Source organism: Streptomyces sp. NBC_00726, assembly GCF_045161735.1.
In the GTDB taxonomy this organism is placed as follows: domain Bacteria; phylum Actinomycetota; class Actinomycetes; order Streptomycetales; family Streptomycetaceae; genus Streptomyces.
In genome coordinates this window covers 431,798-456,198 of the sequence record NZ_CP108983.1, presented here as the reverse complement: position 1 = coordinate 456,198, position 24,401 = coordinate 431,798, and the positions used below count along the sequence as shown (strand labels likewise).

At 73.1% G+C, this 24,401-nt stretch carries 16 protein-coding genes, 1 pseudogene and 1 riboswitch; of the genes and pseudogenes, 8 read left to right on the top strand and 9 right to left on the bottom strand.

The window, feature by feature from the left end:
• Window positions 1–102 precede the first annotated feature (102 nt).
• The 3 genes from OG338_RS01880 (at window position 103) to katG (ending at window position 5,445) form a co-directional block, all read left to right on the top strand.
• On the top strand, window positions 103–2,337 hold the full coding sequence (locus tag OG338_RS01880; protein WP_405935647.1) for a serine/threonine-protein kinase: 2,235 nt from the start codon (window positions 103–105) through the stop codon (window positions 2,335–2,337).
• 26 nt (window positions 2,338–2,363) lie between these two features.
• Entirely contained in the window at window positions 2,364–2,969 is a 606-nt protein-coding gene (locus OG338_RS01875) for a class I SAM-dependent methyltransferase (protein ID WP_405935646.1), read from the top strand.
• A gap of 244 nt (window positions 2,970–3,213) precedes the next feature.
• Window positions 3,214–5,445: a catalase/peroxidase HPI gene (gene katG / locus OG338_RS01870; RefSeq protein ID WP_405935645.1), complete on the top strand. Its 2,232-nt coding sequence runs from the start codon at window positions 3,214–3,216 to the stop codon at window positions 5,443–5,445.
• Between the two features lie 66 nt (window positions 5,446–5,511).
• Here katG and OG338_RS01865 read toward each other — a convergent pair.
• The 3 genes and pseudogenes from OG338_RS01865 to OG338_RS01855 form a co-directional block, all read right to left on the bottom strand.
• Window positions 5,512–6,975, bottom strand: a pseudogene (locus OG338_RS01865) (glycoside hydrolase domain-containing protein); the annotation flags it as partial.
• A 48-nt stretch (window positions 6,976–7,023) separates the two neighbouring features.
• Entirely contained in the window at window positions 7,024–9,234 is a 2,211-nt protein-coding gene (locus OG338_RS01860) for a HelD family protein (protein ID WP_405935644.1), read from the bottom strand.
• Between the two features lie 193 nt (window positions 9,235–9,427).
• Window positions 9,428–10,237, bottom strand: a complete 810-nt coding sequence (locus OG338_RS01855) for an alpha/beta fold hydrolase (protein ID WP_405935643.1) — start codon at window positions 10,235–10,237, stop codon at window positions 9,428–9,430.
• Between the two features lie 142 nt (window positions 10,238–10,379).
• Here OG338_RS01855 and OG338_RS01850 point away from each other — a divergent pair, with 142 nt between their 5' ends.
• Window positions 10,380–10,853, top strand: coding sequence for a MarR family transcriptional regulator (locus OG338_RS01850; RefSeq protein ID WP_405935642.1), 474 nt, complete (start codon window positions 10,380–10,382; stop codon window positions 10,851–10,853).
• A 12-nt stretch (window positions 10,854–10,865) separates the two neighbouring features.
• Here the strand turns inward: OG338_RS01850 and OG338_RS01845 are convergent, their stop codons facing one another.
• Genes OG338_RS01845 through OG338_RS01835 form a run of 3 tightly spaced genes read right to left on the bottom strand, consistent with a single transcriptional unit; the run spans window position 10,866 to window position 14,080 of the window.
• Entirely contained in the window at window positions 10,866–11,498 is a 633-nt protein-coding gene (locus OG338_RS01845; protein ID WP_405935641.1) for an isochorismatase family protein, read from the bottom strand.
• A gap of 33 nt (window positions 11,499–11,531) precedes the next feature.
• Window positions 11,532–13,190 carry a (2,3-dihydroxybenzoyl)adenylate synthase gene (locus OG338_RS01840; RefSeq protein ID WP_405935640.1) on the bottom strand — a complete coding sequence of 553 codons (1,659 nt, stop codon included), beginning with the start codon at window positions 13,188–13,190 and terminating at the stop codon, window positions 11,532–11,534.
• A 53-nt stretch (window positions 13,191–13,243) separates the two neighbouring features.
• Window positions 13,244–14,080 carry a 2,3-dihydro-2,3-dihydroxybenzoate dehydrogenase gene (locus tag OG338_RS01835; RefSeq protein ID WP_405935639.1) on the bottom strand — a complete coding sequence of 279 codons (837 nt, stop codon included), beginning with the start codon at window positions 14,078–14,080 and terminating at the stop codon, window positions 13,244–13,246.
• 423 nt (window positions 14,081–14,503) lie between these two features.
• A riboswitch (cyclic di-AMP (ydaO/yuaA leader) is annotated at window positions 14,504–14,688 on the top strand.
• 3 nt (window positions 14,689–14,691) lie between these two features.
• On the opposite strand from OG338_RS01835, the gene OG338_RS01830 reads away from it, so the two are divergent.
• The 3 genes from OG338_RS01830 (at window position 14,692) to OG338_RS01820 (ending at window position 18,555) form a co-directional block, all read left to right on the top strand.
• The gene (locus OG338_RS01830) at window positions 14,692–15,564 is read left to right on the top strand and encodes a transglycosylase SLT domain-containing protein (RefSeq protein ID WP_405935638.1); all 873 of its coding nucleotides are present in this window, start codon (window positions 14,692–14,694) and stop codon (window positions 15,562–15,564) included.
• Window positions 15,565–15,732: 168 nt separating this feature from the next.
• Window positions 15,733–15,924, top strand: a complete 192-nt coding sequence (locus tag OG338_RS01825; protein ID WP_405935637.1) for an antitoxin — start codon at window positions 15,733–15,735, stop codon at window positions 15,922–15,924.
• A gap of 126 nt (window positions 15,925–16,050) precedes the next feature.
• Entirely contained in the window at window positions 16,051–18,555 is a 2,505-nt protein-coding gene (locus tag OG338_RS01820; protein WP_405935636.1) for a SpoIIE family protein phosphatase, read from the top strand.
• Between the two features lie 21 nt (window positions 18,556–18,576).
• Here the strand turns inward: OG338_RS01820 and OG338_RS01815 are convergent, their stop codons facing one another.
• From OG338_RS01815 to OG338_RS01805, 3 genes are all read right to left on the bottom strand, one after another.
• On the bottom strand, window positions 18,577–19,374 hold the full coding sequence (locus OG338_RS01815) for a thioesterase II family protein (protein WP_405935635.1): 798 nt from the start codon (window positions 19,372–19,374) through the stop codon (window positions 18,577–18,579).
• Between the two features lie 42 nt (window positions 19,375–19,416).
• On the bottom strand, window positions 19,417–20,739 hold the full coding sequence (locus OG338_RS01810) for a geranylgeranyl reductase family protein (RefSeq protein WP_405935634.1): 1,323 nt from the start codon (window positions 20,737–20,739) through the stop codon (window positions 19,417–19,419).
• 143 nt (window positions 20,740–20,882) lie between these two features.
• A complete protein-coding gene (locus OG338_RS01805; RefSeq protein ID WP_405935633.1) occupies window positions 20,883–21,368 on the bottom strand; it encodes an ion channel in 486 nt (161 codons plus the stop codon).
• A gap of 343 nt (window positions 21,369–21,711) precedes the next feature.
• On the opposite strand from OG338_RS01805, the gene OG338_RS01800 reads away from it, so the two are divergent.
• Window positions 21,712–24,312 (top strand): SpoIIE family protein phosphatase, encoded by a 2,601-nt coding sequence (locus OG338_RS01800; protein ID WP_405940287.1) that lies wholly within the window; start codon window positions 21,712–21,714, stop codon window positions 24,310–24,312.
• The last annotated feature ends 89 nt before the right edge of the window (window positions 24,313–24,401 follow it).

Sequence of the window (24,401 nt, the reverse complement as noted above, 5' to 3'; positions counted from 1 at the left end):
GTCACCCGCGTTGCTCCGACCCACCACCCTGCGGCTAGTTTGTGTCCAGCACAGACGGGGTCCGTGACGGCAGAGGCGCACGGGGACGAGAGGTCGGGAAGAGTGTCGCTGCGCGCAGGCGATCCAGCCGAGATCGGCGGTTATCCGCTGGAGGCGCGGCTCGGCTCAGGGGGCATGGGCACCGTCTTCCTGGCCCGTACGAGCTCCGGCCGGCCGGTCGCGGTCAAGCTGATCCACCAGCAGTTCGCGGGCGACAGCGAATTCCGCATCCGCTTCCGCCAGGAGGTCGCTGCCGCCCGCCGGGTCAGCGGCGCCTTCACCGCCGCCGTGGTCGACGCCGCGCCCGAGGCCGAACAGCCCTGGATGGCGACCACCTACATCGAGGGCCCCACCCTCGCCGAGCGCATCGCCGCCGAGGGCCCGCTGAACGGGGCCGGACTGCGCAATCTGGCCATCGGGCTCGCCGAGGCGCTGCGCGACATCCACCGTGTCGGGGTCGTCCACCGCGACCTGAAGCCGTCGAACGTCGTGCTGTCCCCGGAAGGACCGCGCGTCATCGACTTCGGCATCTCGCGCGCCGCCGACCAGCAGACCCTGACGATGACCGGACGCGTCATCGGCACCCCGCCCTTCATGTCGCCGGAACAGCTCCAGGCACCGCGCGGCGTCGGACCCCGCTCCGACGTCTTCTCGCTGGCCACCCTCCTGGTGTACGCGGCCACCGGCCACGGCCCCTTCGACGCGGACAGCCCCTACCTCACGGCCTACCAGGTGGTGCACGAGGAGCCCTCACTGGACGCCGTGCCGGAGGCGCTGCGCACCGTCGTGGAACCGTGCCTCGTCAAGGAGCCCGAGGGCCGGCCCTCCGCCGACGAGCTGCTGGAGCTGCTACGGGACCTGCCCGCCGACCTCGGCGGCGCGGCGGCGGCCGGGCGCGCCGCCGGCCGCACCCGGGACGTGGCCACCCAGCACCACCTGGCCACCCGCGACACCGCGGCGCCGGGCGCGCCCGCCCCCGCACCCGCCCCGGAGGAGACCGGCGCCCCCGGCGGACGCGGGCTGCGCGGCCGCTGGCGGCCCGTGCTCGCGGCGGCGGTCGCCGTGGCCGCGATCGGCGGGGGAGTGGCCGCCCTCCAGGCAGGCCGCCACGGCGACGAGCCGGACGACGGCAAGGGCCGCACGGTCGCCGCGCCCGCCGGCACCCTGCCCGACGGCTTCACGCCCTGGCGGGTGACCGTGCCCGGCGGGCAGGAGGACATCCCCGACGAGCTGCGGTGCGTCGCGCGCGGCGAGGCGGCGTTCTGCGGCGGCGGCGGAGTCGTCGCCACCCGGATCGACATCCGGGACGGCTCCCGCGCCTGGACGGTCGAGAGCCCCGGCGTCCCCGTCCAGGGCCTGCACCTGGTGGGCGCCACCGACGACACCGTGATCGGCTACCGGTTCGCCGCCCAGGACGACCCCGAGGCGCGGGGCGACGAGGTGGTGGCCGTCGACGCCGACAGCGGCGAGGAGCTGTGGTCCACGGTCTCCGGCGCCCAGTCCACGGCCGTCACGGGCCGGACCCGGGACGCCGTCGTGACCGGCTCCACCGTGATCACCGTCAACGCCTCGGACGACGCCTTCGAGGCCCGGGACGCGCACAGCGGCGAGCTGATCTGGAAGGCGCCCTTCCCCGGCGGCTCCCGGTGCGCCCCCGTCCCGGCGGGCGACACGCTGCTCGCCATGTGCGCGACGGACGCGGAGATCCAGGGCCAGACGGTGCGCCGTCCGGTCGTCCACACCCTGGACCCGGCCGAGGGCGGCTGGGGCCGGGCCATCGCGCTGGACGGGCCCGGCGTCCCCGTGGGCGCCGCCGGCGGCCGGCTCGTCCTGCTCCGGGAGCACACCGAGGGCACGGCGCTCACCGGCTACGACGCGGTGACCCGGGTCGACCCGGTCTCCGGCAAGGTGACGAACACCCCGCTGGACACCACGTACGAGGGCACGCCCGGCATGGCGGGCTCCACCGTCTACCTGAGCGGGCAGACCGGCCGCGTCACCGCGTTCGACCCCGCCACCGGCCGCAAGAAGTGGTCCCGGCAGACCAGCGTGGAGGGCGCGTCGGGCCCCGTGGCCGGCGACGGCGCCCTGCTCTTCAGCTCCGCCACCGGCCGGGTGGTCGCCCTCTCCCCGTCCGACGGCACGGTGCTGTGGGCGACGGACCCGAGGGCCGACGGCCTGACCGGCGAGGTGGGCGCGAGCCCGCGCGTGACCGTCGCCGGGCGCGCGGTGATCGTGACGGCCGCCCGGAACACCGTTTTCGCCTTCGACGCCGGCCGGCCGCCGAAGTCCGGCTGACCAGGGCCGCGTCTACAGTGGCCCCCATGAACCGCTGGACCGAACTGACCGGAGACTCCTCGGGCGAGGACTACGCCGCCCGCTTCGCGGCCCTGGCCCGCAGCGGCAAGGACATGCACGGCGAGGCGCGGTTCTGCGCCGCCCTGGTGCCCGCCGGGGCGCGGGTGCTGGACGCCGGCTGCGGCACCGGTCGGGTCGCGATCCGGCTCGCGGAGCTCGGGTACGACTGCACCGGGGTGGACGTCGACGCCTCGATGCTGGCCGTCGCGCGCGAGCAGGCGCCCGGGCTGCCCTGGCACCGGGCGGACCTGGCCGAGCTCACCGCCGGACCGGAGTTCGACCTCGTCGTCGCCGCGGGCAACGTGATGGCGCTGGTCACCCCCGGCACCGAGGCCACCGTCGTCGCCTGCCTCGCCGGAGCCCTGCGCCCGGGCGGCCTGCTGGTCGCCGGCTTCGGCCTGGACGCGGCCCACCTCCCCGTACCGCCCGTCCTCACACTCGCCGAGTACGACGCCCACTGCGCGGCCGCAGGGCTCACCCCGGTCGATCGCTTCGCCACCTGGGACGCGGCCCCGTACGACGGCGGCGGCTACGCGGTGAGCGTGCACCGGCGGGACGAGGGCCAGGACTAGCCGGACAGCAGCCTGTCATCTGATCGTACGAGCACCCCATCCCCCTGGTCCGGACCATTGTTCCGCAGGGGGCAATACGCGGCGGCAGCTGATCCATCCCATCGCGTGTTCGTATTGACTTGGACTAGGTCCATCGTAGGATCGGTTCCGGCCGAAGCCAGGGCAGGACGTCCTCCGGGCGAGACCGGTCAGGCCAGTCCCCGCATTCTCAGAGCACCGAGATCCGCCGTCCGGAAGGAATTCCATGACTGAGAACCACGACGCGATCGTCACCGACCCCAAGTCGGAGGAGGCCGGCGGCTGCCCCGTCGCGCACGGTCGCGCGCCGCACCCCACCCAGGGCGGCGGCAACCGCCAGTGGTGGCCGGAGCGGCTCAACGTGCGGATTCTCACCAAGAACCCCGCCGTGGCCAACCCGCTCGGCGAGGACTTCGACTACGCCGCGGCCTTCAGCGCCCTGGATCTGCCCGCCGTCAAGCGGGACATCGCCGAGGTGCTGACGACCTCGCAGGACTGGTGGCCCGCCGACTTCGGCAACTACGGCCCCTTCATGGTCCGGATGGCCTGGCACAGCGCCGGCACCTACCGCATCAGCGACGGCCGCGGCGGCGCCGGCTCCGGCCAGCAGCGCTTCGCCCCGCTCAACAGCTGGCCGGACAACGCGAGCCTCGACAAGGCGCGGCGCCTGCTCTGGCCGGTCAAGAAGAAGTACGGCAAGAACCTCTCCTGGGCCGACCTGCTCGTCCTCACCGGGAACGTCGCCCTGGAGACCATGGGCTTCACGACCTTCGGCTTCGGCGGTGGCCGGGTGGACGCCTGGGAGCCCGACGAGGACGTGTACTGGGGCCCCGAGACCACCTGGCTCGGCGACGAGCGCTACACCGGCGACCGCGAGCTGGAGAACCCGCTCGGCGCCGTGCAGATGGGCCTCATCTACGTCAACCCGGAGGGCCCCAACGGCAACCCGGACCCGATCGCCGCGGCCCGCGACATCCGCGAGACGTTCCGCCGCATGGCGATGAACGACGAGGAGACCGTCGCCCTGATCGCCGGCGGCCACACCTTCGGCAAGACCCACGGAGCCGGTCCCGCGGACGCCGTCGGACCCGACCCCGAGGCGGCCCCGATGGAGCGCCAGGGCCTCGGCTGGGAGAGCTCGTACGGCACCGGCAAGGGCGGCGACACCATCACCAGCGGCCTCGAAGGCATCTGGACGGACACCCCCACCACCTGGGACAACAGCTTCTTCGACATCCTCTTCGGCTACGAGTGGGAGCTGTTCAAGAGCCCCGCGGGCGCCCACCAGTGGCGGCCGAAGGACGGCGGCGGCGCGGGCACCGTGCCCGACGCGCACGACCCGTCGAAGAGCCACGCCCCGACCATGCTCACCACCGACCTCTCGCTGCGCTTCGACCCGGCGTACGAGCAGATCTCGCGGCGCTTCCACGAGGACCCGCAGGTGTTCGCCGACGCCTTCGCCCGCGCCTGGTTCAAGCTGACCCACCGCGACATGGGCCCCGTCGTCCGCTACCTCGGCCCCGAGGTCCCGCAGGAAACGCTGGTCTGGCAGGACCCGCTGCCGGCGCGCACGTACGACCTGATCGACGCCGCCGACGTCGCGGCGCTCAAGGAGAAGGTCCTCGCCTCCGGCCTGTCCGTCTCCGAGCTGGTCTCCACCGCCTGGGCCTCCGCCTCCTCCTTCCGGGGCAGCGACAAGCGCGGCGGAGCCAACGGCGCGCGCATCCGCCTCGAACCGCAGAACGGCTGGGAGGTCAACGACCCGGACCGGCTCGCCGGTGTCCTGCGCACCCTCCGGTCCGTCCAGGAGTCCTTCAACGCCGAGCGGCAGGGCGGCAAGCAGGTCTCGCTGGCCGACCTGATCGTCCTCGCGGGCGCCGCCGCGGTCGAGAAGGCGGCCAAGGACGCCGGTACGGACATCGAGGTCCCCTTCACCCCGGGCCGGGTCGACGCCTCGCAGGACCAGACCGACGTCGAGTCCTTCGTGGAGCTGGAGCCCGTCGCCGACGGCTTCCGCAACTACCTCGGCAAGGGCAGCCGGCTCCCCGCCGAATACCTGCTGCTCGACCGGGCGAACCTGCTCAACCTGAGCGCGCCCGAGATGACGGTCCTCGTCGGCGGTCTGCGCGTCCTGGGCGCCAACCACCAGCAGACCGCGCACGGTGTGCTCACCGACGCGCCCGGCACGCTGACCAACGACTTCTTCGTCAACCTGCTCGACATGGGCACGACGTGGAAGTCCACGGCCGACGACCAGAGCGCCTTCGAGGGCCGTGACGCCGTCACCGGTGCGGTCCGCTGGACCGGCACCCGCGCCGACCTGGTCTTCGGCTCCAACTCCGAACTGCGCGCCGTCGCCGAGGTCTACGCGAGCGACGACGCCAAGGAGAAGTTCGTCCGCGACTTCGTCGCCGCCTGGGACAAGGTCATGAACCTGGACCGGTTCGACCTCGTCTGATCCGACGACACCGAAAGGGCCGGTCCCCCGCGCGGGGGACCGGCCCTTTCCGTTGCCCGGATTCCGTCAGGCGGCGGCCACCGCGAAGACGTGGATGATCCCGCCGTCCGTGGTGGCCGGCAGCGTCATGGACGCCAGCCGCTTCCCGGCCTGGAGCGAGATCGGCGCGGTGGCGAAGACCTCGGTGCCCACCGGGTCCTTTCCGCCGCCCCGCACATCGCGGTACTCGGTGTGCACCGCCACGGTGTTCCCGTACGACGGCTGCTGCGAGCCGCCGCCCAGCGTCCAGTCGCTGAAGCCGATCCCGGCCTGCTGCGTGGTGCCGTCGGTGTACGTGAGTGTCACCGTGCCCGATGCCTTGCCCTCGGCGGCGCTCCCGAGGAACGCCAGCTTCGTGTCACCCTCGCCGGAGGCGGCGTTCAGCATCTGGGGGCCCGCACCGACGACCTCGATGTTGTCCGGGTCACCGGCCTCCACCTCCGGCCAGCCGAAGTCGAAGCCGCCCGAGGAGACCGTGCCGCCCGGCTCCGCACCGGCCGCCGCCAGCGCCTCGGCCGAATAACTCCAGCCCTCACCGTCGAAGTCGGCCCGCGGATTCTCGTCATCCGCTGAGGTCTTCGGCAGCTCCGTGCCCGCCGCCGACGTCAGCGTCACCGGGGCGGGGCGTCGGCCGGTGCGCTGCCCCAGGTGGTGTCGGGCGTCGTGCCCAGGGTGAAGTCCAGCCGCCCGCCGTGCTCCACCAGCGAGTCACCGACCCACGGCTTCGTGGATGTACGGCCGTTGACCTTCAGCCCGTGGATGTACGTGTGGTCGGCCGAGGCGGCCGGCGCCGCGCCGAGAAGACGTACCAGGACGACATGGTCCCCGCGTCGTCGTTGCCCGGAATTCCGCCGGGACCATCGGTCCACAGCTGGTCCAGCTCCGCCCGGCGTACGGAAGAACGCGTCCAGCCGCTCCGTGGCGCGCTCGTTCCCGCCCATCGCACCGGCGAGACCGGCCACGTCCGCGTAGACCATCCAGGTGTACCGGGCGCTGGAGCCCTCCACGAACCCGGCGCCGGTGCCCGGTGTGAAGGTGCCCGCCCAGCTGCCGTCGGACTTCCGGTCGCGGATGTACCCGCCGTGCTCGGTGGCGTTGGCGTCGAAGACGTTCGTCCAGTTGCCCGACCGGTCCAGGAACTTCTTGGCGTCGCCCTTGCTGCCCAGCCGCCGGGACAGCTCCGACAGACCGTAGTCGGCCGCCGCGTCCTCCAGCGTCTCGGCCGCCCCGCCCCAGCAGTGGCAGTTGTCCGCCGGTACGTAACCCAGCTCCAGGTACTTGTCGAGCGCGGGTCGCCGGCCCACGCACTCGACGTTGGTTGAGCAGCGCCATCAGCTGCACCTGCGCCCGGTACTGGTCCCAGCCGGAGAAGGTCCCGTACTGGGCCTTCTGCCCCTTGGCCAGCCGGTGCGGCTCGCGGTCGGCGCCGATCTCGACGGCCTTCAGCGCCTTGTTCCAGTTCGCGGCGGCCTGCCGCTCCGTCCGGCCGGGCTGCCCTCGCACAACAGCCCGGCCCGCGCCCCCGGTTGCCCCGGATCGTCAGCGCAGGGACGCCGGAAGCGCCTCCCGGTGCAGGATGCCCAGCCGCTGCGTGGCCCGGGTCAGCGCCACGTACAGGTCACTCGTGCCGAACCGGCCCGGCTCCACCACCAGGACGTGGTCGAATTCGAGGCCCTTGGCCTGCCGGGGCCCCAGCAGCACCACCGTGCGGGTCAGATCCGGCTCGCCGCCGGGCACGATCCCGGCCAGGGGTGCCGCGATCTCCTCGTGCAGCTCGCGCGGCGCGATCACCGCGAGGCGCCCCTCGCCGGGCGTCAGCTCCTCGACCGCCCGCGCCACCGCGCCCGCCAGATCTGCCCCGGTCTCCCGCACCCACGGCACCTCGCCCGTGGAGCGCACCGAGCCCGGCGGCTCGAACGACGGGTCCTCGGCCCGCAGCACCTTCGCCGCGACCTCCATCACCTCGGCGGGCGTACGGTAGTTGACCGCCAGCCGCACATGCTCGTACCGGTCGCCGACATACGGCTTCAGGATGTCCTGCCAGGAGCCGACGCCCGCCTCCTCCGAGGTCTGCGCCGGGTCGCCCACCAGTGTCATCGACCGGGTCGGCGACCGCCGCATCAGCAGCCGCCACGCCATCGGCGACAGCTCCTGCGCCTCGTCCACGATGATGTGTCCGAACGCCCACGTCCGGTCGGCGGCGGCCCGCTCGGCCGCGGAGCGGTGGTCGGCCTCCTCCTGGCGCTCCGCCATCCGCTCCGCGTCGATGATGTCGTGCGCGGCCAGCAACTCCGACTCCTCGTCCTCGAACTCGAAGGACTCCGAGCCCCGGGACAGCGCCAGGACACCCTGGGCGTACGCGATCCGCTCCTGGCGCTCCGCCTCGGCCGCCGCCCGCTCGGCGCTGTCGTCGATGCCGAGGAGTTCCGCGGCCTCGTCCAGCAGCGGCACGTCGGCCGGGGTCCACGCGTCCTCGCCGGGCACCCGCCGGATGGCCTCCGCGTCCGCGTCCGGCAGATGGACCGGCTCGGCCAGATAGCCGGCGAGGAAGTCTTGCGGGGTGAGCTCCGGCCACAGCTCCTCGATCGCGGCGTGCACCTCCTGGCTGACCGCGACCGCCTTGCCCAGCTGGGCGATGTCGTCCGGGCCCAGGAAGTTCGGCCCGCCGTACGGGTCGGCGCCGATGCGCTCGGTGAGCTGGGCGGTCAGCGCGTCGATGATCCGGAACGCGAAGTGCGGCCGGGCGAGGTTGTGCGGCAGCCGGGTGTCCCGGGCCGCCTGCCGGGCCTCGTAGGCGATCTCCCAGTCCAGGACCAGGTCGCCGTCGTCGTGCGGGACGATCAGCGGGGCGCCCGGCTCGGGCAGCAGCTGCCGGTCCCGCACCGCGAGCTCCAGCGCCTCGGCCATGGCCGCGCCACCCTTCACGGCCGCCGCCCGGGGCGTGTCCGTACCCCGGGCGTGGACGCCGGGGAACAGCTCGGCCTGGGTGGCGAGCAGGACGCCGGTCTCACCGAGCGAGGGCAGCACCTCGCCGATATAGCTGAGGAAGGCCGGGTTCGGGCCCACGATGAGGACCGCCCGCTTGGCCAGCAGCTCGCGCTGCTCGTACAGCAGGAACGCCGCCCGGTGCAGGGCGACGGCCGTCTTGCCGGTGCCGGGCCCGCCCTCGACCACCAGGACGCCCCGGTGCGGCGCGCGGATGATGCGGTCCTGCTCGGCCTGGATGGTCCGCACGATGTCCGCCATGCGTCCGGTCCGCGCCGAGTTCACCGCGGCGAGCAGGACCGTGTCGCCGCTCGGGTCCTCGAAACCGGTGCGCTCCCGGTCCCCGACGTCCAGGATCTCGTCGTGCAGCTCGGTGACCGTGCGGCCCTCGGCCGTGAGGTGGCGGCGCCTGCGCAGACCCATCGGGGTGTGATTCGTCGCGAGATAGAAGGGGCGGGCGACCGGGGCGCGCCAGTCGATCAGCAAAGGCGTGAGTTCGGTGTCGTCCTCGCGGATTCCGATACGGCCGATATGGTGCGCGACACCGTCCGTGAGATCGATACGGCCGAAACAGAGCGAGCCGTCCACCGCGTTCAGTGCGGCGAGCAGACCGGAGCGCTCGGCGACCAGGACATCGCGTTCGAGCCGGGCCTGCCGGCCGGTGCCGACCGGCGTCAGGGCGTCCTGGACCTGCTCGGCGGCGTCACCGCGCAGCACGTCGACACGGTGGTGGAGCCGGTCGATGTATTCCTGTTCCTTCTGCAATTCGGCAGTTTCCCGAGTTGACAAAACAGCTCCCTGACGGATATGGTGATTCTTGTTGGCCCCCGGTGAGGGGCCTTTTCTGTGGGCGCACAGAACCACTCAATATACCTGGGAAAATCCCTGGTCCGCAATTTTGGGCCGGGTTTTCTTTTTGCCCGGAAGCCCCCTTGCCCCGGAAGCCCCTGGGCCGCGCCTAGGCCAGGACCTCGCGCAGCCGCGCCGCGTACGCCCGGGGATGGGTGGTGTTGCCGTTGTGCCCGCCGGGGAACGCGGCGACCTCCCGTCCCACCAGGCCGGCCAGCCGCTGTGCGCACTGCCCGACGAAGACGTCCGGTGCGGTGGTGGCACCGCCGGCCGGCACGATCCGCACCGGGGACCTCCGCAGCGCCTCCCGGTCGAGTTCGGCCGCGATGACGGCCGTGAAGTCGTGCGCGATGAAGAACCCGAAGTTGGCGGCCCGGCCCGGGGTCAGGGGCATGGGCGTCAGGTCCGGCTCGGTCTCCTGGCGGGCCGGGTCGATGCCGAGCACCCGGGCGATCTCCGGGAGGGCGGCCCGCAGCCCGCTTTCCCGGTGCACCTCCTGGAGATGGGCGAGCTCCGCCGCGTGCCCGGCGCGCGGCCCGGCGGGCAGGAGGGAGGGGGAGACGGGGTCGTGCGCCACGAGGGTCCGCAGCTGCCCGGGGTGGGCCACCGCGAGGTGGAGCCCGATCGCGGCGCCCATGCTGCATCCGAGCATCAGGGCGGGCTCGTCGGTGAGTTCGGCCAGCAGCCGGTGCACGTCGTCGGCGTGCTGCTCCATGGTTACGCCCCGCGCCGGACCGGCGAGGGTGCTGCGGGACAGGCCCCGGCGGTCGTACGTCACCACGGTGTACCGGTCGGCGAGGCGGTCCACCAGGTCGGTGCTCCGGCCGGCGTCCCCCTCACCGCTCTGCGCGATGAGCAGCAGGGGGCCGGTGCCCCGGACCTCGTAGTACAGGGTGGCGCCGTCGGTGGCGAGGAACATCGGGTCTCCCGGGCGGTGAGGTGTCCGGCGCGGAGGGCGCCGGCGGGTGCCCCCACCGTAGTACATCTCTTTAGATGCATCAATAGAGATGCATTGATAGAGATGTATCGCGTGGTGATGGGTTGCCGTAGAGTCGCGGCTCATGAGCGCATCGATCACCCCCGTTCAGCTCTTCCTGCTCGGCCGGACCCTGATGAAGGTCGGCGAGGAGGCGCTGCCGGAGCCGGTGGCCCCGGCCGGAGCCACGCAGCGCGGCGGCACCCGGGCGGCCCTGGTCGTGCTGAGCGACGTCCTGGGCCACCAGGGCACCTCCGTGAGCGAGATCGCCGCCCGTACCGGTCTGCCGCAGAGTCAGGTGTCGGGCGCCGTGGCCCGGCTGAAGGAGACCGGGTCGTTCGTGTCCGCGCCCGATCCGGCGGACGGCAGACGGCAGTTGATCCGTACCGCCGCCGAGGCGTCGGAGCGGGTGACCGAGGTGCGGGCCGCCCGGATCGACGGCGCGCTCGCCGCCGCACTGGGCACGGCGGACCCGGAGACGCTGCGCGCGGTCGGCGAGGCGCTGGACGTGCTCGCCCGGCACCTCACGCCGGAGGCCGCGGGGCGCCTCCGGCCGTGAGGGTGCGGGGCCTCAGATCTCCTTCAGCAGCGCGTCCGTCGTCGTCACGACCGCGCAGCGGCCCGCCGCCCAGCGCAGCGCCATGTCGTGCTCCTCGCGCGAGAAGTCCGCGACCGCGTCGGCCACCACGAACGCCTGGATGTCGCGCATCCACGCGTCGGCGGCGCTCATCAGCACACCGATGTGCGCGTACACCCCGGTGATCACCAGCTGGTCGCGGCCGCCGTCCCGGATGAGCGATTCCAGCTCGGTGCGGACGAACGCGCTGTACTTCCACTTGGTGAGCACCGTGTCACCCGGCGCGGGCGCCACCTCGTCCGGCGAGGCCAGCGCCGCCGGGTCGTCCGCCATCCCCGGCCCCCAGAAGTCCAGCTGGAGACCGCGCTCCTCGGCGCTCTGGCCGCCGCGCTGCGCCGAGTGCACCACCGGGATTCCGGCGCGCCGGGCGGCCCCGATCACCCGGGCGGTGTTCGCGAGCATGCCGGTCAGCGGCTCCTCGCCGGGGCGGTACGCGCTCAGGAAGTGGTTCTGGAGGTCGTGCACGAGCAGTACGGCGCGCGCCGGGTCGACGGTCCAGCCGACCCGGTTCGCCGGGAGTTCGCCCGGGCTCGGCAGGGGATAGGGGGCGATGGCGGGAAGTGCCATGAGGGAAGCCTTTCGGTGCCGCGCGGGGCGGACTCAGTTCTGTGCGGGGGGAGTTGACGCGGAGACGGGGGCCGCGTCGGTGCGCAGGCCCTTCTTGCTGACCTTGCCGATCCCGGTCTGCGGGAAGGCGTCCACGAATTCCACGAGATCGGGCACCTTGTACGCGGCGATCCCGCGTTCGCGTACATGCCGCTTGACGGCGAGCGCGCCCGGCGGTTCGGCGCCCTCGCGCAGAATCACGTACGCCAGGGTGCGTTCACCGAGATACGGGTCGGCCACACCGACCACCGACACGTCGTGCACCGAGGGGTGGGCGAGGATGATGTTCTCGATCTCCTCCGGTGCGACCTTCTCGCCGCCCCGGTTGATCTGGTCCTTCGCCCGCCCCTCCACCACGAGATGGCCGCTCGGGACGCGGCGCACGATGTCGCCCGTGCGGTAGAACCCGTCCTCGGTGAACGCGGTCCTGTTGTGCTCGGGCGCGCGCCAGTAACCCCGGATCGTGTACGGGCCCCGGGTCAGCAGATGCCCGAACTCCCCGTCGGGGACGTCCTGTCCGGCGTCGTCCACGATGCGGATCTCGTCGTCCTCGGAGATCGGCCGGCCCTGGGTGGAGACGACGGTCTCGTGGTCGTCGTCCAGCCGGGTGTAGTTGACGAGGCCCTCGGCCATGCCGAAGACCTGCATCAGCCGGCAGCCGAGCGCCGGTTCGAGGCGCCGGGCGGCCGTCTCGCTGTATTTGGCGCCGCCGACGAGGATCAGTTCGAGGCTCGACAGGTCCTGCTCCGCCGAAGCGGCCGCGTCCGTCCACACCAGGGCAAGCGGCGGCACCATGCCGGTCATGGTGACGCGCTCCCGCTCGATGACCGGGAACGCGGTGGCCGGGTCGGGGCGCGGGCACAGGACGACGGTGCCGCCCGCGTACAGCGTGCCGAGCCAGCCGGGCGAGCTCATCGGGAAGTTGTGCGCGGCGGGCAGGATCACGAGGAAGCGGGTGTCCGCGTCGACCCCGCAGATCTCGTTGGAGCCGCGCAGCGAGTAGATGTAGTCGTCGTGCGTACGGGGGATGAGCTTGGGCACCCCCGTGGTGCCGCCGGACAGCTGGAGGAAGGCGAGGTCGTGCGGCTCGGGCCCGTCCTCGGGCTCCCCGGCCGCGTCACACGGCACATCGGACAGGGCGGTGTGCTCGCCCGGGTCGCCGACGACGAACACGTGCTTCAGGGTGGGCGCCTGCTCCCGTACGGCGGTGGCCAGCGCGCGGTGGTCGAATCCGGCGTGCCGGTCCGGGATGACATAGGCGACGGCCTCGGCGAAGGAGCAGAAGTAGCCGATCTCCGTCTCGCGGTGGGCGGGCAGCGCGTACACGGGGAGTGCGCCGATCCGGAAGAGGGCGAAGACGACCTCGGCGAACTCGGCGATGTTGGGCAGCTGGACGACGACCCGGTCGCCCTTGGCTATCCCGCGCGCCCGGAAGCCGGCCGCCAGCCGGGCCGCGCGCTCGTCCAGCTCCCGGTACGTCCAGGCGCGGCGCTCGGGCGCGGGGTCGATCAGCGCGACGCGGTCGCCGTGGGCCTCGGCCCGTTCGCGCAGCATGCTTGTGAAGGTCTCGCCGCGCCAGTGCCCGGCCGCGCGGTAGCGGGCGGCGAACTCTGCGGGCCAGGTGGGGGCGTCTTCGTACGGTGAGGCAGTCATCGTTCCAGGTCTCCAGGGGGAGGGCCGTGTTTCGGGGGCGCCGGGCGGACGGGTCAGGCGCGCAGGGTGGCGCCGCCGTCGACGTACAGGTCGTGCAGGGTGATGTGGCGGGCCCGGTCGGACACCAGGAAGGCGACCGCCTCGGCGATGTCGGACGGCTCGGCGATCCGGCCCAGCGGGATGCCCGTGCGGTAGCTCGCCAGGTCCCCGGCTATGACGCGCCGCGCGGCGGGCCCGTCGTCGTGCGCCTCACCGGCCGGCCACATCCCGCGCTGCATGTCGGTGAGCGTGGAGCCGGGCGAGACGGTGTTGCAGCGGACGCCCCGGGGGGCCAGTTCCAGGCCGAGGCACTTGGTGAACATGACGGAGGCGGCCTTGGACGCGGCGTACGCCGCCATGGTCGTACGGGGGATGCCGGCGGCGTTGGACGCGACGGTGACGATGCTGCCCGCGCCCCGGTCCGCCATCCGGCGCGCGACGGACCGCGAGACGTGGAACACCCCGTCGGTGTTGACCGCGAACGTGGCCCGCCAGTCCTCGTCGGTCAGCTCGGTGACGGGCGAACAGCGCAGTATCCCGGCGACGTTGACCGCGATGTCGAGGGCACCCAGGGTGTCCTCCGCTTCGGCGACCAGGGCCTCGACGGCCGCCGCGTCCGTGACGTCCAGCGCCCGGGCCACGACGCCCTCCCCGTACTCCCGGGCGAGCGCGTCGACGCCCTCCGGGGCCGCGTCGGTCGCCAGGACCCGGCAGCCGCGCGCGACGAGGGCCCGCACGACCGCCTCGCCTATGCCGCGTCCGGCTCCCGTCACGAGGGCCAGCCGGCCGGTGAGTTCCTCGTCGGCGGGGGCGACGGGACGAGCGGACGAAGGGGCGGAACGCGGCGCCATGGTTCTGGGGTCTCCCTAGGACGGTGAACAGAGGGCGGCAACACTTAGGTAAGCCTAACCATAGAGTGATCACGCGATCGAGGGGGCCGGAACCGGCGATCCGGGCCGCTCGCAAGCCGCCCGATGTCCCTTTTGTGCCTATATAGGGAAAAGGTCAATTACGGGTGATCGGGGCTGTTTTGGTGCTGTCATACACATCCAAAACGGACGAATATTGCCATTCCGTTCTCAGTGGGCAGCGTCACGTCGGCCGTTTCTGACGCGTAATCCGATCTCCCGGTTCCCAGTCGTGCCAAGAAATTTGACTTCCCCCGGAACGGGCGATCATGAACATTTCCTTTGATTGATCTTGCAAAACAATTGTGATCAGCAATTCCGGGCTTGTTCCGGCCGTCGTTTCTCGCTTACGGTCCCGTCATCAATCCGGATGGAACGCCGAATCCTGCCGCCGTCCGGGAACCCGACCACTCACGTACGGCAGGAGCGGGGGACCCAGGTTTGCCGCCGGTCCGGAATCCGGAGCGGCTAGGGGTGAAGTCGCCATGTGCGACCGGACATCTCCAGTCCGAACCCGACAGCTCACCTCGCAGGCGACGGAGAGGAAATACCCCATGCCCATCACGGGTAAGCACCGTCGTGCCAAGTCTGCGTCCCTGACCCGCGGTTTCATCGCCGTCAGCGCGGGCGGAGCCGTTCTCGCGCTCCCCCTGATCACGGCCGGATCGGCCTCCGCCGCCCCCGCCAAGACCGTCGTCGCCGAAAAGGCCGCGGCCCCGACTTCCGTCGCCGGCAAGGAAATTGCCGTGCGCAAGGCCGCGCACACCACCTATTCCGTGGTGTCCGGCGATTCGCTTTACAAGATCGCCCAGGGGTATTCCCTCAGCGGTGGCTGGGAGCGGCTGTACAAGGACAACCGCGGTGCCGTCGGCAGCAACCCCGACCTCATTCACCCGGGCCTGAAGCTCACCATCGGCGCCAAGTCCGAGGCCGCCGCCCCGAAGCCCGCGAAGAAGAGCGCATTCAAGGCGGAGTCCGCCGAGAAGAACGGCGACACCGCCCCCCGGACCGAGAGCGCCGACCGCGCCGACCGTTCCGAGCGCACCGCCGTCCCGGTCGCCGAGAAGACCGCCGCCGCGCCCGCCGAGGCCCAGACGGTCGCGTACACCGACGACCTCGACGGCTGGATCAAGGAATCGCTGGCCGTCATGGCCGAGCACGGCATCCCCGGCAGCTACGACGGCATCTACCGCAACATCATGCGCGAGTCGTCCGGCAACCCGTTCGCGATCAACAACTGGGACATCAACGCCGTCAACGGCACCCCCTCCAAGGGCCTGCTCCAGGTGATCCAGCCCACCTTCGACGCCTACCACGTGGCCGGTACGTCGACGGACATCTACGACCCGGTCGCCAACATCACGGCCGCGTGCAACTACGCCGCCGCCACGTACGGCTCGATGGACAACGTCTTCGGCGCGTACTGATCCGGACCGGCGGCCCCGTGCTCGGGGCAGGGCCGTGAGAAGGGGCGGAAGAAGCGGATGCGCTTCTTCCGCCCCTTTGGCGTGTGCACGCGAAGGGGTCCGCCCCGGAATGCGTCGGGCGGACCGGGCGTGGATGCTGGAACGGTCAGCGTCTCAAGGAGGTCAGTCATGGGCATGCTCGACAAGATCAAGGACATGATCAAGGGGCATCCGGACCAGGCCCGCCAGGGAGTCGAGAAGGGCGGCGACTTCGTCGACAAGAAGACCGGCGGCAAGTACGAGAGCCAGGTCGACTCGGCTCAGCAGAAGATGAACGACCAGCTCGGCGACCGCCGCCAGTCGGACGAGGGCGGCCGGTAGGCGCTTGCACGGACCGTGGGAGCGGTGGACACCACAGGCCGTGGTGTCCACCGCTCCCATGCCTCCGGGCCCGGCCCGGTGCGGCTCCGACATGCCGCACCGGCCGCCCGGGAGCATCCTGGCTGTGTGACCTGGCACGGCGCGGCCGGGCGGCTGTCGTTCGGTCCGAGCGACCGCCCGCCCCGAGGACCGGAGGACAGCCGGGCGCCGGACGATCTGTCCCTGGTGCTCGCCCAGTCCGTCGTGAACGCGATCGAGTCGGTCGGCGGCCGGGCCGGCGGGGTCTACCTCCCCTCGCACACCCCCGGCCTGCTCCGGCTCGCCGTCCTCGCCGGGCTCCCCGGCCCCCTGTTCCGCCCCTGGTGGCGGATGCACGTGAACCGGCCGTTCCCGGTCGCCGAGGCGTTCCGCACCGGCAGCCCGGTGTATCTCTCCGACGCCGAGGACGCCATGCGGCGCTTCCCGCAGCTGATGGCCGGACTGCCGTTCCCCTTCGGCTCCCTGTACGTGCCGGTGCTGCGACGCCGCGAACCGGTCGGCGTCCTCGTCGTCCTGCGCGGCGCGACGGGCGACGAGCCGGTGCCCGCCGCCGACCGGGAACGCCTCCAGCGCATCGCCGACGGCCTGGGCACCGAACTGGCCGGCCTCGCGGACGCCGGCATCCGGCCCGAGTGGGAGGGCGAGCCGCTTCCCGTACAGCTGCCCGCCAGGACCTCGCCGCCCGTGCGCATCGGCCGCTTCGACTGGAACCTCGCCACCGGCGCCGTCGACGCGGACGACGAGCTCGCCGCGATCCTCGGCACCCGGGCCGGCCGCTTCCCCGGCACCATCGAGGCCCTGGCCGCCCGGCTCGCCCCCGAGGACGTCTACGGCCTCTGGGCGCTGGCCCGGCAGGCGGCGGGCTCCGGCGGCCCCGTCGTCCGCCGGATGCGGCTGCGCGGCCCGGACGGGCGCTCCCACCTGCTGGAGGTGTCCGGGCGCCGGAGGGACGACGAGGGGCCCGGCGGGCACCTGGCCGGCTTCCTGGTGGACCTGGGCATCGGCCCGGTCGTCGCCGAGGCCGCGGACCGGCTGCCGCGCGGCATCTTCTCGCTCGACCGCTTCGGCCGGATCACCTACGTCAACCCGCTCGCCGAGGACATGCTCGGCCGGCCCCGGGCCGCCCTGGTCGGCCGGGTGTTCTGGGAGGCGCTGCCCTGGTTCGCGAACCCGGCGTACGAGGACCACTACCGGGCCGCGATGATCTCCGACGCCCCGGTCCACTTCCTCGCCCGCCGCGACCCGCCCCCCTGGCTCTCGGTCTCCCTGTACCCCGGGCACGACGGCCTGACCGCGGTCCTCACGCCCTCCGAGACACCCGCCTACACCCCGGACTCCGTCGTCTCGCCCGGACTGGGGCTCGGCTCACCCGCCGACCGGTCCGCCGCCCTCTACCGGCCGGTCGCCCTCGCCATCGCGCTCACCGAGGCCGTCACCGCCCGGCAGGTCTCCCGCGTGGTCACCGAGGAGCTGCTGCCCGCCTTCGGCGGCCGGCAGCTGGCGATCTACCTGCTCAAGGAGGGCCACCTCTACCTGGAGTGGGAGACCGGCTTCCCACAGGGCTTCCTCGACCGGTTCGACGCGGTCGGCCTGGACGCCCGCATCCCCGGCGTGGAAACGCTCACCACCGGGCGCCCCATCTTCTTCGAGTCGATGCAGCGCCTGGCCGCCGCCTACCCGGGCATCCCCATGGACGCCGACGTCGGCGCCCGCGCCTTCCTCCCGCTCATCGCCTCCGGGCGGCGCGTCGGCTCCTGCATCCTCGGCTTCGACCAGCCGCGCGGCTTCAGCCCGGAGGAGCGTACGGTCCTGACCGCCCTGGCCGGCCTCATCGCGCAGGCGCTCCAGCGGGCCCAGCGCTACGACACCGAGGCCGCCCTGGCCCGCGGCCTCCAGGACGCCCTGCTGCCGCACCGGCTGCCCGCCGTCCGCGGCATCGACACCCAGGGCCGCTACCTCGCCGGCACCCAGGGCATGGACGTCGGCGGCGACTGGTACGACGTGATCGAGACCCACGGCCGCCTCGCCCTCGTCATCGGGGACGTACAGGGGCACGGCGTGGCCGCCGCCGCGACCATGGGCCAGGTCCGCAGCGCCGTACGGGCCTTCGCACTCAGTGGCCACGACCCCCAGGAGGTCATGAGCGGCACCAACCGGCTGCTCATCGACCTGGACACCGGCCAGTTCGCGAGCTGCTGCTACGTCGTCACCGACCCGGCCACCGGCCGGACGCACGCCGTGCGCGCCGGGCACCCGCAGCCCGTCCTGCGCCGGCCCGACGGCACCGCCGAGGTCATGGACATCCCCGGCGGCATCGTCCTGGGCATCGACGCCGAGGCCGGCTACCCCGTCACCGAACTGCACCTCGACCCGGGCGCCACACTCGCCCTGTACACCGACGGCCTGGTCGAGCAGGCGGGCACCGACATCGACGTCGGGGTCGAGCGGCTGCGCTCCACCCTCGCCGGCCTGGACGCCGCCCCGCTCGCCGACACGGCCGACCACGTCATCCGCCGGGCCCGCCAGGCCGCGGACCGGCCCGACGACATCGCCCTGCTCCTCGCGGCCCGGTGGGCCGGGGACGGCCTCTGACCCGACGGGCTTCCGGCGGGGTCAGCGGCCGGGCCGGTCCTGCCCCGGCGCGGCGGACAGGGACACGGCCAGCTCGGCGACGGCCGGCAGATGGTCGTTCAGGAAGAAGTGCCCGCCCGTCAGGACCCGCATCGCGAACGGCCCCGTGGTCGTCTCGCGCCACGGGCCCACGTCCTCCGGCGGCACCTCCGGGTCACCGTCCCCGGTGAGGGCGACGACCGGGCACGACAGCAGACCGCCGCCCGGCACATACCCCGCGACGGCCGCGTAGTCGGCGCGCAACGCCGGCAGGATCACGTCGAGCAGTTCCGGATGGGCCAGCACGGCCGGGTCCGTACCGCCGAGCTCCCGGACCCGGGCGAGCAGCGCCTCGTCCGTCTCCGGCCGGCCCGACCTCCGGCACGAGGGCGCCCGCCGGCCGGACACGATCAGCGCCGCCGCCTCCCGCCCCGGCACACCGGACAGCCGGAGCGCCACCTCATGGGCGAGCGAGGCGCCCATGCTGTGCCCGAGCAGGACGCGCGGCCCCGCCGGAGCCGGGCCCGTCGAAAGCGCCTCGGCGATCAGGTCGGCCAGCCGGTGCAGGTCGTCGAGGGGTTCCTCGCGGTAGCGGTCCTGCCGGCCCGGGTACTGCACGGCGCGGACGTCCAGCGCGTGCCCCACGGCTTCGGACAGCGGGCGCCAGAACCCCGCCGCGCCGCCCGCGTGCGGGAAGCACACCAGCTCGGCCCGGGCGTCCGTGGGGTGGTAGCGGCGCAGCCAGGTCTCCGGGCGCGCACCCGCTCCCCGGCCGGCCTCTTCGGTCTCTTGCTTGTGCATGGATCGCCTTCGGTTCTCACATCGGGGCGGACACGTTCGGGATCAGCGTCGCCGGGCGCCCGGCGTGGGCACCAGCCGGACCGCCGTGTTCAGGACATGGTCGATCGCGTCGCGCGAAGGGTGCTCCGTGAGGTTGGTGAGCAGCCGGGCCAGGGTGTTGAGCAGCGCCGGCGAGCCCATCACGTACCGGTTCAGTACCGGCTGGAAGCCCGACCGGCTGAAGACCAGACCGGCCGCCGTGTTGCCGAGCCGGTAGTAGCGGCCCCAGCGCCGGTTCATCTCGGCCGGGTAGTGGCGCAGGGCCCGTTCCCGCCTCGGCCCCGGCGGCAGCGCCAGCGCGAGCGCCGTCGTCTCCGCGGCGACCTCGCCCGCCTCCATCGCCTGCCCGATGCCCTCCCCGTTCCACGGGCTCACCATGCCCCCGGAGTCCCCGACGAGCAGGAGCCCCCGGGTGTACAGCGGGTGGCGGTTGAAGCCCAGCGGCAGGGCGGCGCTGCGCACGGGCCCCTCCGCGTTCTCCTCCCGCAGCCCCCATTCCTCGGGCGTACGGGCGAGCCACCGGTCCAGCGTGGCCCGCAGGTCCGCGCTGCCGTGCCGGCGGTGGGGGAGCGTGCCCAGCCCGACGTTGACCCGGCCGTCGCCCATCGGGAAGATCCAGCCGTACCCCGGCAGATAAGCGTCGCTCCTCGGGAAGCGCAGGTCCGCCCACAGCTCCAGGAAGTCCTCCCGCGAGCGCTCCGGGCTGCGGTAGTAGCGCCGGGCGGCGGTGGCGATCTGCCGTTTGGCGTCCCGCTCAAGACCCATGGCCAGCGCGATCCGGGCCGAGGCGCCGTCGGCGGCGATCACGATTGGAGCCCGGTACACCGCCGTGTCCCCGCCGGACACCGCCGACACCCCGGTGATCCGCCCGGCCCGGTCCGTCACCGGCTCCCTGACCTTCACCCCGGTCCGCAGCCTGGCACCGGCCGCGACGGCGTGCCGGGCCAGGATGTCGTCGAAGTCGTGGCGGCTGCGGGTGAGCCCGAAGTCCGGAAAGCCGCCCAGCGCCGGCCAGTCGATCTCCACCTGCCGGGGACCGGCCACCCAGCGCATCCCCCGCGACCGGGTCCAGCCCGGGGCCTGGATGTCGACGCCCATGCGGATCAGCTGGTGCACCGCGCGCGGGGTCAGCCCGTCCCCGCACACCTTCTCGCGGGGGAACCGGGACTTCTCCAGGAGCAGCACATCGACCCCGGCCCGAGCGAGGTGGTAGGCGGCGGACGAACCGGCCGGGCCCGCGCCGACCACGATGACCTGCGCCTCCTCGGCCGCGCCGGAAGCGGTCTCCTCGTCCGACGGCGACTGCTCTGCACGCGTCTCCCGCATGGGGCTCCTCTGCTCGCTCGGCACCGCCGCCGGGACGACGGCCCTGTACACCGACATCCTGCCGGTTTCCGGGGCCCCCGGGGCGGGTGATCGAAAAAGGGCTGCCCGGCCCCGGGCCGTTCACACCCGGAGCGCCCCGCCGCTCAGCCCGGCGGCCTGCGCCCCGCGTCGGCGAGCAGCCTTTCGATGCGGTCGAAGCGCTCGTGCAGCAGCCGCTCCGTCTCGTCCCGCATCTCGCGCGCGGCATGCCCGGCCGCGGCGGCCGGCCGGTGCCGGCGGCGCTGCTCGTGCCCGACGAACCAGGTCGCGAGCGCCGCCGTGACCATCCCGTACGTCGTGATGCCGACGCCCATCACGACGGCGGCCACGACCCGCCCCCACAGCGTCACCGGGAAGAGATCCCCGTAACCGACGGTCGTCGCGGTCTCCACCGACCACCACAGTGCCCGCGGATAGGACGTGATCGTGGCGTCCGGCGCGTGCCGCTCGGCCAGGACCACCAGGCCGGAGCCGGCCAGCATCGTCACGGCGAGCAGCACCGTCGCCCAGCCCGCCGCCTTCAGATGGAGCGAGCGGTTCTCCCGGCCGAGCAGCAGCTCGACCGCCTTGGTCAGGAATACAGGCACCATTTCCGGATCATCGGGCCCGGGCGGCGGCCCCGGCGTCCGGGCACGCGCCCGCCGCCCGCGCGTCACCCGATCGCGCCCGGCCCGGCCCGCCGGGGAACGCGGACCGGTCCCGCACACCGATCGCGCCGCGACGATCCGTGTTAAACCTGGATATGTGGGTGGCACAGGTCGATTCCGGGCGATATTTCACCGCTCCGCCCGGCGTCCGCAGCGACACGAGGGCGGCCGCCCGGGCGGCGACGCATTCGCGCCCTCCGAGCCGCCGCACCGGCGGAGCTTTCCGGGACGCGGGCTGCTCTCGCTGTTCAGCGTCCGTACCGTCGCCGGACAGTTCTTCGTCCTCATGCTCGGCATCGTCGTCCTGCTCGACGCCGCCGCCGTCGTCGCCCTCGTCGTGCAGGGCCGGCGCGACAGCATGAGCGCGGCACGGGCCCAGTCGCTGAGCGTCGCACAGACCTTCGCGCACGCCCCGGGCGTGGCGGCGGCGCTCGACAGCAAGGACCCCACGGCCGTCCTCCAGCCACGCGCCGAGGCCATCCGGCAGAGCACCGGCGTCGAGTACGTCGTCGTGGCCGGCGCCGACGGCATCCGCTACACCCACCGCGACCTCTCCCTCATCGGCAAGAAGATCCCCGGCCCCTACAAGGAGGCCCTCGAAGGCAAGGCCGTCACCCGCACCGTCACGTCGAGCCGGGGCAGATCGGTCGCCTCCGCGGTGCCCGTCGAGCGCAGGGACGGTTCGGTGGCCGGGCTGGTGGCGGTCGGCATCAGGGTCGAGGCCGTCAACCGGCTCGCCTATCCGAGCATTCCGCTGACCATCGGCGCCGGGATCACCGCCCTCGTCCTCACCACGGCCGGCGCAGCCCTGGTCAGCCGCCGGCTCCGCCGCCAGACGCGCGGCCTCGGCCCGGCCGAGATGACCCGGATGTACGAACACCACGACGCCGTCCTGCACGCCGTGCGCGAAGGCGTCCTCATCATCGGCGCCGACCACCGGCTGCTGCTCGCCAACGACGAGGCCCGGCGGCTGCTCAACCTCCCCGCGGACGCCGAGGGCCGCGCGGTGACCGACCTCGGACTCACGTCCGGCACCGCGGAGCTGCTGGCCTCCGGGCAGGTCGCCACGGACGAGCTGCGGCCCGCCGGGGACCGGCTGCTCGCCGTCAACCTCCGCCCCACCGAGGAACGCGGCGGCCAGCCCGGCATGGTCGCCACCCTCCGCGACACCACCGAACTGCGGGCCCTCACCGGCCGCGCGGAGACCGTACGCGAACGGCTGACGCTCCTCTACCGGGCCGGCGCCGTCATCGGGACCACCCTCGACGTCACCACCACCGCCCAGGAACTCGCCGACGTCGCCGTCCCCGGATTCGCCGACTGCGTCACCGTCGACCTGGCCGACGCCGTCCTGCGCGGCGCGGAGCCGAGACCGCCCGCCGGCGACACCCTGGACCTCCGCCGCACCGCCGTCCGGGCCGCCGCCGAGGACCACCCGCTCCTCCCGGCCGGCCGGGTCATCGGCTACCACCCGACCACCGCCGGGGGCCTCGGCACCGGCGTCGGGCACACCTGGATCGTCTCCGACCTGGCCACTTCCCGGCAGTGGCGCGAGTCCGAGCCGGAACAGGCCGACCGCGTCCTGGAGCACGGCTTCCACTCCCTGCTCTCCGTCCCGCTGCGGGCCCGCGGCGTCATCCTGGGCATCGCCAACTTCTGGCGCGCGCAGAACGAGGACCCCTTCGACCTGGACGACCTCTCCTTCGCCGAGGAACTGGTGGCCCGCGCCGCGGTCAGCGTCGACAACGCCCGCCGCTACACCCGCGAGCACGAGATGGCCGTCACCCTTCAGCGCAGCCTCCTCCCGCGCGGGCTGCCCGAGCAGAACGCCCTGGACGTCGCCCACCGCTACCTCCCGGCGCAGGCGGGCGTGGGCGGCGACTGGTTCGACGTCATCCCGCTCTCCGGCGCCCGGGTCGCCCTCGTCGTCGGCGACGTCGTCGGGCACGGACTGCACGCGGCGGCCACCATGGGCCGGCTGCGCACGACGGTCCTCAACTTCTCCACGCTCGACCTGGCGCCCGACGAACTCCTCGGTCACCTGGACGAACTGGTGGTCAGGATGGACCAGGACGAGGAGTCGGGCGGCCGTGCGATCACCGGCGCCACCTGCCTGTACGCGATCTACGACGCGGTGTCCGGCCGCTGCACGATCGCCCGGGCCGGCCACCCCGGACCCGCCCTTGTGCTGCCCGACGGCACGGTCAGCTTCCCGGAGATCCCCGCCGGACTGCCCCTCGGCATCGGTGGGATGCCCTTCGAGATGACCGAGCTGGACGTCCCCGAGGGCAGCCGCCTCGTCCTCTACACGGACGGACTGGTGGAGCGCCGCGGCCGGGACATCGACGACGGCCTGGAGCTGCTGCGCCGCTCGCTCGCCGACCGCGACCGCACCCCCGAGGAGACCTGCGACGACGTGCTGGAGGCCATGCTGCCCAGCCGCCCCGGCGACGACGTGGCCCTGTTGGTCGCCCGGACCCGCACCCTGGACCCGTCCCGGCGCGTTCAGTGGGATGTGCCCCCGGACCCGGCCGCGGTCGCCGGAATCCGTAAACAGGCCATGCGCTGGCTCGCCGACCGGGGCCTGGACGAGGAGGGGTTCGTCACCGAGCTCATCCTGAGCGAACTCGTCACCAACGCCATCCGCTACGGCTCCGAGCCCATCACGGTCCGGCTGCTCTACGACCGGGCCCTGACCTGCGAGGTGTCGGACTGCAGCAGCACCTCCCCGCACCTGCGCTACGCCACCACGACGGACGAGGGCGGCCGGGGCCTCTTCCTCGTCGCCCAGTTCGCGGAGCGCTGGGGGGCCAGATACACCGACCGGGGCAAGGTCATCTGGTCCGAACAGACACTCGGCGGCCCGCCGCCGTCCGGCCTGTTCTAGACGAAGCCGGACGAAGCCGACGGACGCGGGGCCCGGCAGTCTGCCGGGCCCCGCGCCGTATCACCTCAGATGCCGGATGTCCTGTGCGT

Bases quoted from the DNA above. Each gene is read 5' to 3' on its own strand.
- OG338_RS01875 (WP_405935646.1), top strand. From the start codon at position 2,364: ATGAACCGCTGGACCGAACTGACCGGAGACTCCTCGGGCGAGGACTAC.
- katG (WP_405935645.1), top strand. From the start codon at position 3,214: ATGACTGAGAACCACGACGCGATCGTCACCGACCCCAAGTCGGAGGAG.
- OG338_RS01855 (WP_405935643.1), bottom strand. From the start codon at position 10,237: ATGTTCCTCGCCACCGACGGCGCCACCCTGTACTACGAGGTCCGGGGC.
- OG338_RS01850 (WP_405935642.1), top strand. From the start codon at position 10,380: ATGAGCGCATCGATCACCCCCGTTCAGCTCTTCCTGCTCGGCCGGACC.
- OG338_RS01845 (WP_405935641.1), bottom strand. From the start codon at position 11,498: ATGGCACTTCCCGCCATCGCCCCCTATCCCCTGCCGAGCCCGGGCGAA.
- OG338_RS01840 (WP_405935640.1), bottom strand. From the start codon at position 13,190: ATGACTGCCTCACCGTACGAAGACGCCCCCACCTGGCCCGCAGAGTTC.
- OG338_RS01835 (WP_405935639.1), bottom strand. From the start codon at position 14,080: ATGGCGCCGCGTTCCGCCCCTTCGTCCGCTCGTCCCGTCGCCCCCGCC.
- OG338_RS01830 (WP_405935638.1), top strand. From the start codon at position 14,692: ATGCCCATCACGGGTAAGCACCGTCGTGCCAAGTCTGCGTCCCTGACC.
- OG338_RS01825 (WP_405935637.1), top strand. From the start codon at position 15,733: ATGGGCATGCTCGACAAGATCAAGGACATGATCAAGGGGCATCCGGAC.
- OG338_RS01815 (WP_405935635.1), bottom strand. From the start codon at position 19,374: ATGCACAAGCAAGAGACCGAAGAGGCCGGCCGGGGAGCGGGTGCGCGC.
- OG338_RS01810 (WP_405935634.1), bottom strand. From the start codon at position 20,739: ATGCGGGAGACGCGTGCAGAGCAGTCGCCGTCGGACGAGGAGACCGCT.
- OG338_RS01805 (WP_405935633.1), bottom strand. From the start codon at position 21,368: ATGGTGCCTGTATTCCTGACCAAGGCGGTCGAGCTGCTGCTCGGCCGG.
- OG338_RS01800 (WP_405940287.1), top strand. From the start codon at position 21,712: ATGCTCGGCATCGTCGTCCTGCTCGACGCCGCCGCCGTCGTCGCCCTC.